Origin of the sequence: Nonomuraea sp. NPDC049624, from assembly GCF_040675255.1 — a bacterium.
Classification (GTDB): Bacteria; Actinomycetota; Actinomycetes; order Streptosporangiales; family Streptosporangiaceae; genus Nonomuraea.
In genome coordinates, this window is the sequence record NZ_JBFAOR010000011.1 from 24,090 (window position 1) to 38,320 (window position 14,231).

Annotated in this window: 12 protein-coding genes and 1 tRNA gene; 9 read left to right on the forward strand and 4 right to left on the reverse strand. The window is 70.5% G+C overall.

Going from position 1 to position 14,231, the window contains the following annotated elements; genetic code table 11:
- Positions 1-51 precede the first annotated feature (51 nt).
- Together AB0J76_RS38330 and AB0J76_RS38335 are read left to right on the forward strand one after the other, a co-directional pair.
- A complete protein-coding gene (locus AB0J76_RS38330) occupies positions 52-1,527 on the forward strand; it encodes a CYTH and CHAD domain-containing protein (protein ID WP_352321963.1) in 1,476 nt (491 codons plus the stop codon).
- On the forward strand, positions 1,524-2,699 hold the full coding sequence (locus AB0J76_RS38335) for a cytochrome P450 (protein ID WP_352321965.1): 1,176 nt from the start codon (positions 1,524-1,526) through the stop codon (positions 2,697-2,699). Before AB0J76_RS38330 ends, AB0J76_RS38335 begins: the two co-directional genes overlap by 4 nt.
- 4 nt (positions 2,700-2,703) lie before the next feature.
- On the opposite strand, the gene AB0J76_RS38340 is transcribed toward AB0J76_RS38335, so the two are convergent.
- The 4 genes from AB0J76_RS38340 to AB0J76_RS38355 all read right to left on the reverse strand — a co-directional run bounded on the left by AB0J76_RS38340 (position 2,704) and on the right by AB0J76_RS38355 (position 7,542).
- Entirely contained in the window at positions 2,704-3,549 is an 846-nt protein-coding gene (locus tag AB0J76_RS38340) for an NUDIX hydrolase (protein WP_352321967.1), read from the reverse strand.
- Entirely contained in the window at positions 3,539-5,599 is a 2,061-nt protein-coding gene (locus AB0J76_RS38345) for an RNA degradosome polyphosphate kinase (RefSeq protein WP_352321968.1), read from the reverse strand. The genes AB0J76_RS38340 and AB0J76_RS38345 overlap by 11 nt, the downstream gene beginning before the upstream one ends.
- Before the next feature lie 55 nt (positions 5,600-5,654).
- A complete protein-coding gene (locus AB0J76_RS38350) occupies positions 5,655-6,524 on the reverse strand; it encodes a TetR family transcriptional regulator (RefSeq protein ID WP_352321970.1) in 870 nt (289 codons plus the stop codon).
- Between the two features lie 79 nt (positions 6,525-6,603).
- On the reverse strand, positions 6,604-7,542 hold the full coding sequence (locus AB0J76_RS38355) for an acyl-CoA desaturase (RefSeq protein WP_352321972.1): 939 nt from the start codon (positions 7,540-7,542) through the stop codon (positions 6,604-6,606).
- Between the two features lie 303 nt (positions 7,543-7,845).
- Between AB0J76_RS38355 and AB0J76_RS38360 the strand changes: the two genes are divergently transcribed.
- The 7 genes from AB0J76_RS38360 to AB0J76_RS38390 all read left to right on the forward strand — a co-directional run bounded on the left by AB0J76_RS38360 (position 7,846) and on the right by AB0J76_RS38390 (position 14,226).
- Positions 7,846-7,917 (forward strand) — tRNA-Gln (locus AB0J76_RS38360).
- A 135-nt stretch (positions 7,918-8,052) separates the two neighbouring features.
- Positions 8,053-9,504 (forward strand): bifunctional UDP-N-acetylglucosamine diphosphorylase/glucosamine-1-phosphate N-acetyltransferase GlmU, encoded by a 1,452-nt coding sequence (gene glmU / locus AB0J76_RS38365; protein ID WP_352321974.1) that lies wholly within the window; start codon positions 8,053-8,055, stop codon positions 9,502-9,504.
- Positions 9,501-10,478 carry a ribose-phosphate diphosphokinase gene (locus tag AB0J76_RS38370; RefSeq protein ID WP_352321976.1) on the forward strand — a complete coding sequence of 326 codons (978 nt, stop codon included), beginning with the start codon at positions 9,501-9,503 and terminating at the stop codon, positions 10,476-10,478. Before glmU ends, AB0J76_RS38370 begins: the two co-directional genes overlap by 4 nt.
- A 97-nt stretch (positions 10,479-10,575) precedes the next feature.
- Positions 10,576-11,205, forward strand: coding sequence for a 50S ribosomal protein L25/general stress protein Ctc (locus AB0J76_RS38375; protein WP_352321978.1), 630 nt, complete (start codon positions 10,576-10,578; stop codon positions 11,203-11,205).
- A 63-nt stretch (positions 11,206-11,268) separates the two neighbouring features.
- Positions 11,269-11,853 (forward strand): aminoacyl-tRNA hydrolase, encoded by a 585-nt coding sequence (gene pth / locus AB0J76_RS38380; RefSeq protein WP_352321980.1) that lies wholly within the window; start codon positions 11,269-11,271, stop codon positions 11,851-11,853.
- Between the two features lie 232 nt (positions 11,854-12,085).
- On the forward strand, positions 12,086-13,462 hold the full coding sequence (locus tag AB0J76_RS38385; protein ID WP_352322006.1) for a sugar transferase: 1,377 nt from the start codon (positions 12,086-12,088) through the stop codon (positions 13,460-13,462).
- Positions 13,462-14,226: a 3'(2'),5'-bisphosphate nucleotidase CysQ gene (locus AB0J76_RS38390; RefSeq protein ID WP_352321982.1), complete on the forward strand. Its 765-nt coding sequence runs from the start codon at positions 13,462-13,464 to the stop codon at positions 14,224-14,226. Before AB0J76_RS38385 ends, AB0J76_RS38390 begins: the two co-directional genes overlap by 1 nt.
- Positions 14,227-14,231: the final 5 nt, after the last annotated feature.

Sequence of the window (14,231 nt, forward strand, 5' to 3'; positions counted from 1 at the left end):
GTTCACCTCCAGGTGGCATCATGGTCCGAAATCGGACACTTGTGAGGTGCAGTGGGCATCGAGATCGAGGACAAGTTCGACGTTCCGACCGACTACACGATCCCGGACCTGAGCGGCTTGGCCCAGGTCACGGGCCCGCGCGGTCACCAGCTCGTGGCGCTCTACTACGACACGGCCGACCTGCGGCTGGCCGCGCGCGGCGTCACGCTCAGACGCAGGCGCGGCGGCGACGACGCGGGCTGGCACCTGAAGCTGCCCAAGGCCAGGGGCGTGCGCCAGGAGATCACCTGCCCGCTCACCCGCAGCACCAAGGTCGTGCCGCCGGAGCTGGCCGAACTCGTCCGGGCCTACGCCAGGGGCGCCGAGCTCCAGGTGGTGGCCGAGCTCGACACCCGCCGCAGCGTCACCCTGCTGCACGACGGCGGCACCCGGCTGGTCGAGATCGCCGACGACCGGGTGAAGGGCACCGTCCACCGGGACGGCAAGGTGCTGCGGTGGCGCGAGGTCGAGGCCGAGCTGCTGGCCGAGGACCGGCCGGACCTGCTGGCCAAGGTCGGCAAGCGGCTGCGCAAGGCGGGGGCGACCCCGGCGGGCAGCGCCAGCAAGCTCGCCCGGCTCCTCGAACCCGCCCCGCCCGCCAGGGCCGCCACCGAGCCCGGCACGGCGGGGGAGACCGTCATCGACTACCTGTCGAGCCAGGTCGCCGCCCTGCTCAGCCAGGATCCGCGGGTGCGCAGGGCCGAGGAGGACGCCGTCCACCAGATGCGGGTGGCCTCGCGCAGGTTGCGCAGCGCGCTCAAGGCGTTCAAGTCGGTGGTGACCGGCACGGAACAGGTCCAGGAGGAGCTGCGCTGGCTCGGCACGGTGCTCGGCGAGGCCCGCGACCTGGAGGTGATCAGGGCCAGGTTCGCCGGGGAGCTGTCCGGTCTCGCCCCCGAGCTGGTCACCGGTCCCATCCGGACCCGTCTCGGCGCGGACCTGCGCGTACGCGAGCAGGAGGCGTACGAGCGCATCAAGGACGCACTCAGCGGCAACCGCTACTACACCCTCCTGGACGCCCTCGACGCCCTGATCGCCACCCCCGAGCTGGGCAAGGCCGCCGCCAAGCCGGCGAAGGACAAGCTCACCGCCCTCGCCTCGGCCGGCTGGGACCGCGTGACCAGGGCGTACGAGGCAGCCCAGGCCACCGAGGACCCCGGACGCCGCGAGATCGCCTTGCACGACGTCCGCAAGGCGGCCAAACGCGCTCGATACACCGCCGAAGCGCTCGAACCGACCCTCGGCAAGGGCATGGCCAGGCTGGCCGAGCTGGCCGAGAACGTCCAGGAGGTGCTGGGGGCCCACCGGGACGGCGTGGTCGCCCAGGAGACGCTGGCCAAGGAGGCCGAAAGCGCCCGGCAGGCGGGCGAGGACACCTTCACGTACGGGCTGCTGATCGGGATCGAACGTAACACCGCCGAACGTGCCGAGGCCGATTTCCCCAGAGTCTGGGCGGAGACCGTGAAGGCGGTTAAGAAGGTTCTATGACGAACCTTCCGGCAATACCCTTCCCGCGCAGCGACCCCCTCGACGTTCCGGCGGCCTACCGGGAGCTGCGGGAGAAGGAGGGCATCGCGCGGGTGCGCACCCCGGTGGGCGACGAGGTCTGGCTGGTCACCGGCTACGAACAGGCACGCAGGCTGTTCACCGACAGCCGGCTGGGACGCTCCCACCCCGAGCCCGAGCGGGCGCCGCGCGTGTCGAACTCGGCCCTGCTCGGCGGGCCGCAGGGCGAGGCCGCCACCGAGAAGGCCGACCACGAGCGCCTGCGCAGGCTCTTCGCGCCCTCCTTCTCGGCCCGGCGGATGAGGCGGCTGGCCGGCGAGGTCGGCGCCCTGGTCGAGGAGCGGCTGGACCGCCTGGCCGGCCTCACGCCGCCGGCCGACCTGCACGCCGAGCTCTCCTTCCCGCTGCCGGTGCTGGTCATCTGCCGGCTGCTCGGCGTCCCGTACGAGGACAGGGAGTACTTCAGCGGCGTGTCCGCGCGTATGGCCGACCTGCGGGACGAGGCGGCCGGCGTCGCGGCGCGGGCGGAGCTGAGCGCCTACATGGCCGGGCTGATCGCCCGCAAACGGCAGGAACCGGCCGAGGACGTCCTGTCGGACCTCGCGGGCGAGCTGGACGACGACGGCAAGATCGCCGAGCTGGCCGCCGGCCTGCTGTTCGCCGGGCACGAGACCACGGTCAACCGCATCGACCACGGCGTGCTCCTGCTGCTGGCCAACCCCGGCCAGCTCGACCTGCTGCGGTCGGACCCCGGGCTCGCGCCCGCCGCGGTCGAGGAGATCCTGCGCATGGCCGCGCCGAGCCTGCACGGCCTGCCCAGGTACGCCCACGAGGACATCGAGATCGACGGCCGCACGATCCGCCGCGGCGAGGCGGTCGTCCTCAACACCGGCGTGGCGAACCGGGACGAACAGGTCTATCCCGATCCCGACACCTTCGTCATCGGCCGTCCTGCGACCGACCCGCATCTCGCCTTCGGGTACGGCCCGCGGTTCTGCATCGGCGCGAGCCTGGCCAGGGTGGAGCTGGAGGCGGTCTTCAGCCGGCTCTTCCAGCGTCTTCCCGGCCTGCGGCTGGCCGTCCCGGTCGCCGAGCTGCCGCGCTACGAGGGCAGGATCACCCAGGGCTTCGCCCGGCTGCCGGTCACCTGGTGAGCCGTCAGGTCGCGTAGCGCTCCACGCCGACGACGTGCCCGCCGACCCGGTGCAGCACCGCGAACGCGCCCTTGCGCAGGTGCACGTCCTTGCCGCTCAGCGCGTGGATGAGGTGCGGCAGGACCTTGCCGTGGCTGCACACGGCCGCGGGCACGGCGAGGTCGCCGACCAGCTCCGGCGTCTTGTGCGGGTCCTGGCCCTCCTCGCTGAGCAGCGGCTCGGTCCTGATCTCGGCCCCGATCCCGGTCCCGTACGGCTCCAGCGTCTGGACGCAGCGCCGGCTGGGCGAGCTGACCAGCAGCTCCGGCCGGTACGCGGGCAGCGCGGTGGCCAGGGCGGCGGCCTGGGAGCCGCCGTGGTCGTCCAGCGGGCGCAGCGCGTCGTCGCCGTCCCACCGGCTCCTGGACCCGGCCGTGGCGTGCCGGACGAGCACCAGCGGCACGGTCGCGAGCGGCGCGGCGGCCAGGGCGCGCAGCAGCCCGGCGTCCCACTCGTAGGTCAGCAGCTCGCGAGCCCGGTCGACGGGCAGCCAGCGCAGCCCGTCGACCTCGTCGCCCGGTTCGAAGCCGGCGTCGGAGGCGACCCGCGCCGTCCAGTAGTCGACGCGCTTGAGCCGGCCGCCGCTGAGGTAGTGGATCGGCGGCAGGGCGCGGCCCAGGACGACCGTCAGGCCGGTCTCCTCGGTGACCTCGCGCAGGGCGGCGGCGATGACGTGCTCGCCGCTCTCCAGCTTGCCCTTGGGGAAGGTCCAGTCGTCGTAGCGCGGGCGGTGGATCACCGCCACCTCGGGGCCGCTCTCCGCGCCCCGCCAGACCACGGCTCCGGCGGCCCGGAGCAGGTCAGTCGTCAACGGTCCTCCATCGCCTGGTGCCGACGAGATGGCTCTGCAGATCCTCGCCCTCGTGGCGGATCCAGGTGCCGTCGGAGTTGAGCCACCACGCGTTCGTGGTGTCGGCCATGGCCAGGTCCATCAGCTCGATCAGGTACGCCTTGTGCTGCTGCGAGGTCACCTTGACCAGGGCCTCGACCCGGCGGTCGAGGTTCCTGCGCATCAGGTCGGCGCTGCCGATCCACACCTCGGGACGTCTGCCGAGGCCGAACTCGTACACGCGGGAGTGCTCCAAAAAGCGCCCCAAAACCGACCTTACGCGGATATTTTCTGACAAGTTGGGGATTCCGGGGCGAAGAATGCAGATACCGCGCACCCACAGGTCCACCGGCACCCCCGCCCTGGACGCCCGGTAGAGCGCGTCGATGATCGGCTCGTCCACCAGCGAGTTCGTCTTGATCCTGATCCGCGCCGGACGGCCCGCCTGCTGGTGGGCGATCTCCCGGTCGATCCTGGCCAGCAGGCCGCTGCGCATCGAGTGCGGCGCGACCAGCAGCCGGCGGTAGGCCGAGTGGTTGGAGTAGCCGGTCAGGTGGATGAACAGGTCGGTGACGTCCTCGCCCACCAGCGGGTCGGCGGTGAGCAGGCCGAAGTCCTCGTACTGGCGGGCCGTCTTGGGGTTGTAGTTGCCGGTGCCGATGTGGCAGTAGCGGCGCAGCTCGCCCGAGGGCTCCTGCCGGACGACGAGGGCCAGCTTGCAGTGGGTCTTCAGGCCGACCACGCCGTAGACCACGTGGCAGCCGGCCCGCTCCAGCTTCCTGGCCCAGGAGATGTTGGCGTGCTCGTCGAAGCGGGCCTTGATCTCCACGACCACGACGACCTGCTTGCCCGCCTCGGCCGCGTCGATCAGCGCGTCGACGATGGGCGACTCGCCGCTGGTCCGGTAGAGGGTCTGCTTGATCGCCAGCACCCGCGGGTCGGCCGCGGCCACCTCGATGAACCGCTGGACGCTGGTCGCGAACGAGTCGTACGGGTGGTGCAGCAGCACGTCGCGCTCGCGCAGGGTGGAGAAGAGGTCGTCCTCGGCGTTGATCACCTCGGCCGGCACGAACGGGCGATAGCTCAGCTCGCCGCGGTCGAGGTCGGCGATGGCGTGCAGGCCGGTCAGGTCGAGCGGGCCGGGCAGCCGGTAGATCTCGTGCGGGGCCAGCTCCAGCTCCTCGATGAGCGGGGCCAGCACCTCGGGCGTGATGGTCTCCTCGACCTCCAGCCGCACGGGCGGCCCGAACCGCCGCTTGAGCAGCTCCTTCTCCAGCGCCTGCATGAGGTTCTCGGTGACGTCCTCGTCGACGTCGAGGTCTTCGTTCCTGGTGACGCGGAAGACGTGGTGCTGGAGGATCTCCATGCCCTTGAACAGCTGGCCGAGGTGCGCCGCGATGACGTCCTCCAGCGGCACGAACCGGTCCTTCGACGCCGGCACGAACCGGGGGAGCTGCGAGGGCACCTTCACCCGCGCGAAGACGGTGTGGTCGGTGATCGGGTTGCGCACCAGCACGGCCAGGTTGAGGCTGAGCCCGGAGATGTAGGGGAACGGGTGCGCCGGGTCGACCGCCAGCGGCGTCAGCACCGGCCTGATCCGCTCCCTGAACAGCTTGCGCAGCTCCGTGCGCTCCTCGCGGCCCAGGTCGTCCCACCGGACGATCTCGATGCCCTCGGTCGCGAGCTGGGGGCAGACACGGTCGTGGAAGGCGGCGGCGTGCCGCTTGGCCAGGGAGTCGGCGATCGTGGCGATCCGGGCCAGCTCCTCGCGCGGCTTCAGCCCGCTCTTGGTGCGCAGCAGCAGCCCGGTGGCCATGCGCCGCTTCAGGCCGGCCACCCGTACGCGGAAGAACTCGTCCAGGTTGCTGGCGAAGATGGCCAGGAAGCGCACCCGTTCGAGCAGCGGGACCGACGGGTCCTCGGCCAGTTCGAGGACGCGCTCGTTGAACTGGAGCCAGCTTTCCTCGCGGTTGAGGAACCGCTCCTGTGGCAGGGGCAGGTCGTTTCCCGATTGCAGCGGTTCCGCGGACATATGGCCTATATTGCCCCGATTGGTTGAACGGAACGTTAACGTAGCCGCAACGAACTCACTCTGGCTGGTCGGCCTGCTCCAGGCGTGCGGCGCGCTCGGCGAGCCTGGCCTCCCGCTGACGGATCTTCTCCTCGCGCTCGCGGGCCTTCTCCGCCTCCTTCAGCAGCCGCTCGCGCTCCTTCAACTCTCGTACCCGGGCTTTCTCCGCGTCACGCAACTCTCGCTGGCGGAGCTTCTCGGCTTCCTTGAGCTCCTTCTCCCGGGCCTTCTCGAATTCGCGCAGATCCTTGTCGCTGACGCGCGGCTTGGCGGCGGCGGCGGCCTGGTTGCGGGTGGCCACCGAGATGACCGGGCTCGGGTTCAGCCCGGTCAGGCCGTTCCAGGCCAGGTTCACCAGGTGCGCGGCGACCTCCTCGCGGCCCGGCTTGCGCACGTCCAGCCACCACTGGCCGGTCAGCGCGACCATGCCGACCAGCATCTGGGCGTACATCGGGGCGAGCTTGGGGTCGTAGCCCCGGCCGGCGAACTCGTCGGCCAGGACGTCCTCGACCTGGCTGGCGATCTCGCTGATCAGGCTGGCGAACGTGCCGGTGCCCGAGGCCGCGTGCGAGTCGCGCACCAGGATGCGGAAGCCCTCGCTGCTCTCCTCGATGTACTGGAGCAGGGCCAGGGCGGCCCGCTCCAGCTTGATGAGGGAGTGGGAGGCGGCGAGGGCCGAGGTGATCATGCCGAGCAGCTTCTGCATCTCGCGGTCGACGACGACCGCGTAAACGCCTTCCTTGCCGCCGAAATGCTCGTACACCACGGGTTTGGACACCTGCGCGGTGGCGGCTATCTCCTCTATGGAGGTCCCGTCGAACCCCTTCTCGGCGAACAGCGTGCGGCTGATCCGGATCAGCTGCTCTCTGCGCTCTCTACCGGACATGCGCCTGCGAGATCGGGGTTCGGTCACGGGTTCCATAATGACGGCCACGGACGAATGGCCGTTCATCGGCTGATTCTCGTCAGGCAATGCGCTTCGCCGCCAGGCGTTCTGGCGTCGGCCAGCGCACGTCGTACACCCAGCCCGCCCGTTCGAAGAGGCGGATCAGGCCGGCGCTGAGGTCGATCTGGCCCTTGAGCGCGCCGTGCCGGGCGCAGGTGGGGTCGGAGTGGTGCAGGTTGTGCCAGGACTCGCCGAACGACGGGATGGCCAGCCACCAGACGTTGCGCGACTTGTCACGCGTCTGGAAGGACTCCTCGCCGAAGACGTGGCAGATCGAGTTGATCGACCAGGTCACGTGGTGCAGCAGGCCGATGCGGATCAGCGAGCCCCAGAACAGCGCGGTCAGGCCGCCCTGCCAGGACCAGGTCAGCAGCAGGCCGAGCACGCCGGGCAGCAGGACCGAGACGAGGGCCAGCGTGGGGAACCACTTGTGCAGCTTCTGGATGTCCTCGTCCTTGCACAGGTCGGGGGCGTACTTCTCGCGGTTGGTGCGCTCGCTCTCGAACAGCCAGCCCATGTGGGCGTACAGCAGGCCCTTGGACATCGACCTGAAGCCGGGGCCGAAGCGCCACGGCGAGTGCGGGTCGCCGTCCTTGTCGGAGAACTTGTGGTGCTTGCGGTGCGTGGCCACCCAGTCCAGCACGGACATCTCCAGCGACAGGCTGCCCGCGATGCCCATCGCGATCTTCAACGGCCGCTTGGCCTTGAACGAGCCGTGCGTGAAGTAGCGGTGGAACCCGACGGTGACGCCGAGCCCGGAGACGACGTAGAAGACGAAGGCGATGACGATGTCCGTCCAGCCGAGTCCCCATCCCCAGGCCAGCGGGACCGCCGCCGCGAGCGCGACCAGGGGCAGTCCGACCACGAGTGCGAACGTGATGATCTCGGCCCTGGACTTCGGTTCTTCTTCGAAGTCGGGCTTCGGGGCGGGGGAGGAACGCTCGGCGAGAACGGTCATGGGCTACCTCCAACTACATGTATGAGGATGAATGTCCAGGCTACGCCACCGTAACCTACGCCATCGTAAGTAAGGAAGCCCTAAGTGTGGATGTCACTTAGCTGACGGCCGGCGCGCCCAGGTGAGTGGGTTTCGTGCCTTGCGGCTTTTGGGGTGTTCTGTTATACGACCAGCGCGCCGACTACCCCCGCGTGTCCCCGGTATTCGCGGCACTGGAGATGTGCGAGAGAATTGAGGGCGCATACGCCCGTGCGGGCTCGGTATCGTAGGGGCTGTGTGTCGGACGCCACGGCGTCCGGTCCGTCCCGGATCGTCTAATCGGCAGGACAAGTGGTTTTGGTCCACTTTGTAGGGGTTCGAGTCCTCTTCCGGGAGCCTTGACAGCCATCCCGCGACTCCCCGCGCGAAAGAGTTCCGAACCGGGCAGGTATCCTCACGGTGTCGGGAGGGTTGCGGCGCGGTAGCCGCGCCGACGACCCTGATCCGTCCAGTCACAGGGAGTCTCAGTCCGTGAGTGTGCCGCGCCCGGCAGCCGTCATCGTCCTCGCCGCGGGCGAGGGCACCCGGATGAAGAGCCAGACCCCGAAAGTCCTCCACGAGCTGTGCGGCCGCGCGCTGGTCGACCACATGCTCGCCGCCGCCCGCGACCTCGATCCCGAGCGGCTCATCGTGGTCATCGGCCATGCGCTCGAACAGGTCGGCGGTCATCTGGCCGCCACCAGCCCCGACGCGCGCGCCGTCGTCCAGCGTGAGCAGCGCGGCACCGGCCACGCCGTCCGCACGGTGCTGGAGGAGGTCGGCACGATCGCCGGCACGATCCTGGTCACCTACGGCGACGTGCCGCTCATGCAGGCCCGCACGCTCGCCACGCTGCTCGCCAAGCACGCCGCCGACGGCAACGCGGTCACCGTGCTGACGGCCGAGGTGCCCGACCCGACCGGCTACGGCCGGATCGTCCGCGACCCCTCCGGCGCCGTGCTGGAGATCGTCGAGGAGAAGGACGCCGACGACGAGCAGCGCGCGATCAAGGAGATGAACTCCGGCATCTACGCCTTCGACGGCCTGCTGCTCGCCGACGCCGTCAAGCGCGTGTCCACCGACAACGCCCAGGGCGAGGAGTACCTCACCGACGTCCTCGGCATCCTGCGCGGCGACGGCCACCGGGTCGGCGCCTGCGTGGCCGCCGACTACGTCGAGGTCGAGGGCGTCAACGACCGCGTCCAGCTCGCCTTCGCCCGCAAGGTGCTCAACCAGCGGCTGCTGGAGCAGCACATGCGCGCCGGCGTCACCGTCGTCGACCCGGCCACCACGTGGGTCGACGTGGACGTCGAGATCGGGCCCGACGCCGTCGTCCACCCCGGCACCCAGCTCCACGGCCGCACGGTCATCGGCGCCGGCGCCGAGGTCGGCCCGGCCACCACGCTGACCGACACCCGCGTCGGCGAGCGCGCCGTCGTGCGCAACGCGGTCTGCGACGACGCCGAGATCGGCCCCGAGGCCAACGTCGGCCCCTACGCCTACCTGCGTCCCGGCACCGTGCTCAGCCGCAGGTCGAAGGCGGGCACGTTCGTCGAGATGAAGAACACCAAGGTCGGCGAGCGCTCCAAGGTGCCCCACCTCACCTACGCCGGCGACGCCACCATCGGGGAAGACGTCAACATCGGCGCCTCCACCGTCTTCGTCAACTACGACGGGGTCGACAAACACCACACCACCGTGGGCGACGGCGCGTTCGTCGGCTGCGACACCATGCTCATCGCCCCCGTGACGATCGGCGAAGGCGCCAACACCGCGGCCGGGTCCGTGATCGTCAGCGACGTACCCCCAGGGGCGATGGGCGTGGCCAGGGCGCGACAGCGCAACATCGAGAAATGGGTCCTGCGCAAGCGCGCGGGCACCAAGTCGGCCGCCGCCGCCGAACGGGCGCTGGCCGAGCGAGCACAGCAGGAGAACGAACAGTGACCAGCATCAAACAGCCGGGCGAGAAGAACCTCATGCTCTTCTCCGGCCGGGCCTATCCAGAGCTGGCCGAAGAGGTTGCCGAGCACGTCGGCGTCTCCCTCACCCCCACCAAACTGATCGACTTCGCCAACGGCGAGATCTACGCCCGCTACCTGGAGTCCGTCCGCGGCTGCGACGCGTTCGTGATCCAGAGCCACACCGGTCCCATCAACAAGTGGATCATGGAACAGCTCATCATGGTCGACGCGCTCAAGCGGGCCTCGGCCAAGCGCATCACCGTGGTCATGCCGTTCTTCGGCTACGCCCGCCAGGACAAGAAGGGCCGCGGCCGCGAGCCCATCACGGCCCGGCTGATGGCCGACCTGTTCAAGACCGCCGGCGCCGACCGGCTCATGTCGATCGACCTGCACACCTCGCAGATCCAGGGCTTCTTCGACGGTCCCGTCGACCACCTGTTCGCGATGCCGGTCCTGGAGAGCTACCTGAAGAACAAGCTCGACCTGGAGAACACGACCGTCGTCTCGCCCGACACCGGCCGCGTCCGCCTGTCCGAGCGCTGGGCCGACACCCTCGGCACGCCCCTGGCCTTCATCCACAAGCGCCGCGACCTCGACGTGGCCAACTCCGTGAAGGTCAGCGAGGTCGTCGGCAAGGTCAGCGGGCGCACCTGCGTGCTGATCGACGACATGATCGACACCGCCGGCACGATCTGCAAGGCCGCCGACGCCCTCTACGAGCAGGGCGCCACCAACGTCATCGTCGCCGCCACCCACGCGGTCTTCTCCGACCCCGCCGTCGACCGGCTGAAGAACTCGCGCATCTCCGAGGTCATCGTGACCAACACGCTGCCGCTGTCGGAGGCCAAGCGGTTCGACAAGCTGACCGTGCTCTCGATCGCGCCGCTCATCGCGCGCGCCGTCACCGAGGTCTTCACCGACGGCTCCGTCACGAGCCTGTTCGAGGGCGACACCTGAGCGAGTAAGCTGTACGGGTTGCGCTCGTAACGCCTTCCGCTAGGGCGGGTGAGGGGGAGCGCGCCACAATCCGATCTCTGCATCCCTAGGAGATGTCGTGTCTGAAGTACGTATCGCCGCCGAGCCGCGCACGGTGTTCGGCAAGGGCGCCGCCCGCAAGATCCGCCGCGCCGACAAGGTGCCCGCCGTCCTCTACGGGCACGGCATCGACCCCAAGCACCTGACCCTGCCCGGTCACGAGGTGCTGCTCGCCCTCCGCACGCCCAACGTGCTGATCCGCCTCCAGGGTGACGGCGTCGACGAGCTCGCCCTGCCCAAGGGCGTGCAGCGCGACCCGATCAAGGGCTTCGTCGAGCACGTCGACCTGCTCCTGGTCAAGCGCGGCGAGAAGGTCACCGTCGAGATCCCGGTCACCACGACCGGCGACGTCAACTCCGAGGGCCTGCTCGACCAGCAGCTGGTCTCGGTGGCCGTCGAGGCCGAGGCCACCCACATCCCGACCGGCGTCGAGGTCGACGTCGAGGGCATGGAGGTCGGCACCGTGGTCACCGCCGCGCAGCTCGACCTGCCGTCGGGCGCCACGCTGGCCGCCGACCCCGAGGCCGTGGTCCTCCACGTCATCGCCAAGCCGACCGAGGAGCCCGCCGCGGAGGCCGAGGAGGCCGCCGAGGGCGAGACCGCCGAGGCCGAGGGCGAGGGCGAGAGCGCCGAGGCTGCCGCCGAGTAAGCACGTACCGCGACAACGGGGGTGGCGCGAGGCCGCCCCCGTTCCGCTGTAAGGGGAGCGCACATGGACCGCTGGCTGATCGTCGGACTGGGCAATCCGGGGCCCGAATACGCGGGTAACAGGCACAACGCGGGCTTCATGGTGCTCGACGAGCTGGCCGCGCGGGCCGGCGGGCGCTTCAAGGCGCACAAGAGCAGGTCCGAGGTGCTGGAGACGCGGGCGGCCGTGCTGGCCAAGCCGCTGACGTACATGAACCTGTCGGGCGGGCCGGTCAAGGCGCTCGCCGACTTCTACAAGATCGGCCCCGACCGGCTGATCGTCGTCCACGACGAGCTCGACGTCCCCTACGGCGCGCTGCGCGCCAAGCTGGGCGGCGGCGACAACGGCCACAACGGGCTCAAGTCCATCACCAAGGTCCTCGGCACCCGCGACTACCTGAGGGTGCGCTTCGGCATCGGCCGGCCGCCCGGCCGCATGGACCCGGCCACCTTCGTGCTGCGAGACTTCGCCACCGTCGAGCGCAAGGATCTGCCCTTCCTCGTCGACCGGGGCGCCGACGTCGTCGAGTCGCTCATGGCCCGCGGCCTGGAAGCCACCCAGAACGACTTCCACCGGGCTGATCTCCACATTTCCGGCCCTCCGCGCTGATCGCCGCATAGAACCGTTCGCCGCCTGTCGCGGCGCACGCCCGGCTAGCATCGGTGACTGTCCGTTCGGGAACGGGCACACAGAGGCGTGCCACCGCCCGGAGCGACGGCGGGAGCGGAGCGGGGGAAGACGGCATTTGGCGACCGAGGCCGCCTCACGGAGTGAGGCAGGAGAGCCCGTGAAGTCCGGCGAGGCCCTCTCGTGGCGGGTCAGCCCGGTGACTCCGGCATGGATGCGTTCCTACCGGTTCCGTGCCGTGGTGGGCGATCTGTGCGGGGCGGGCATCGGGTCCGCCGCCGCCTTCTGCGGCAGGTTCGGCGGGTTCACCCCCTACGTGCTGCCGTACCTGCTGGTCAGCGTGGCGCTGCCGTGGGTGTGGATCTGCGCGGTCGCGCTCAACCGGGCCTACGAGCCCCGCATGATCGGCGTCGGCTCCGAGGAGTTCCGCCGCGTCGTGCACGCCGGTGTGGCGCTGACCGCGGCCACCGCGATCGGCTCGTACGTCACCAAGACCGACGTCGCCCGCGGCTACGTCGTGCTCGCGCTGCCCCTGGTCACGCTGCTCACGCTGGTCGCCCGCTACCTGCTGCGGCGCTCGCTCAACCGGCGCAGGGCGGCCGGGGCCTGCATGCGCCGCGTGGTCGCGGTCGGCCACCCGGCCTCGGTCGCCGAGCTGGTCCACCTCTTCCGCAGGGAACGCCACCACGGCATGGACGTCGTGGCCGCCTGCCTGCCCTACGGCGAGCCGCCCGGGGTGCTGACCGAGGTGCCCGTCGCGGGCGACTTCGGCGACGTGCCGCTGGTCGTCGACCAGCTGCGCGCCGACACCGTGGCGGTGCTGGCCTGCCCCGAGATGGACGGCGACGCGCTGCGCCGGCTGGCCTGGCGGCTGGAGCGCACCCACACCGAGCTGGTGGTCGCCCCCGCCCTGATGGACGTCGCCGGCCCGCGCACGATGATCCGGCCGGCCGCCGGGCTGCCGCTGCTGCACGTCGAGCACCCCGAGCTGACCGGCGCCCGGCAACTGGTCAAGAACGTCTTCGACCGCGTGGTCGCCGCCGGTCTGCTGGTGCTGCTGTCACCGCTGCTGGCGGCCCTGGCCGTGGCCGTGCGCGGCACGAGCCCGGGGCCCGCGCTGTTCCGCCAGACCCGCGTCGGGAAGGACGGCAGGCCGTTCACCATCCTGAAGTTCCGTACCATGCGGCGCGGCTCGGAGCAGCAGAAGATCACCCTCGTCAGCGACCACGACGGCGTGCTGTTCAAGATCCGCAACGATCCGCGCGTGACGCCGCTCGGCACGCTGATGCGCCGCCACTCTCTCGACGAGCTGCCCCAGCTCATCAACGTGCTCCTCGGACACATGTCGCTCGTCGGCCCCCGCCCGCCGCTTCCGGAGGAGGTGGCGCGCTACGGTGACGACGTGCGCAGACGGCTTCTGGTGCGTCCCGGGCTGACCGGGCTGTGGCAAGTGAGCGGACGATCTGACCTATCGTGGGAGGAATCCGTCCGTCTCGACCTGCGTTACGTGGAGAACTGGTCCCTCACGCTGGACCTGCAGATCCTGTGGAAGACTTGGTCGGCCGTCGCCCGCGGGCAAGGAGCATATTGATGACGATTCGCGACGACCACGCCGTGGCCGGCGACCTGGCGACGGAGGCGGGCGAGAGGCTGCTGCAGGTCCGCGAGCGCACCGGGTTCGGCGACTCCGCCGCGTTGCGCGCGGAGGGCGACCGGGCCGCGCACGTGTTCCTCATGGAGGCGCTGGCACGGTTGCGTCCGAGTGACAGTGTGCTGTCCGAGGAGGCCACCCGCGAGGAGCGGCTCGACCCGCGCAGGCTGGGCGCCGAGCGCGTGTGGATCGTCGACCCCCTCGACGGCACGCGCGAGTTCGCCGAGGAGGGCCGGGCCGACTGGGCCGTGCACGTCGCGCTGTGGGAGCGCGGCAAGCTGACCGCGGGCGCGGTGGCGCTGCCCGCGCAGGGCCGTACGCTGACCACCGCCGAGCCGCCCGCCCTGCCGGCCTTCGAGAAGGGCCGCTTCCGCATCGCGGTGAGCCGCACCCGGCCGCCGGAGTTCGTCCAGAAGCTGGCCTACCTGCTGGGGGCCGACCTGGTGCCGATCGGCTCGGCGGGGGCCAAGATCTCCGCGGTGCTCACCGGCGAGGTCGAGGCGTACGTGCACGCCGGCGGCCAGTACGAGTGGGACTCCGCGGCGCCCGTCGCCGTCGCGCAGGCGGCCGGGGCGTTCGCCAGCCGCGTCGACGGCTCGGAGCTGACCTACAACCAAGCGGACCCGTCACTACCGGATATCCTGGTTTCCCTACCGGAGCTGGCGACATCCCTGCTCGCCGGAATTCGGGACCTGCATCGCTAACCGCC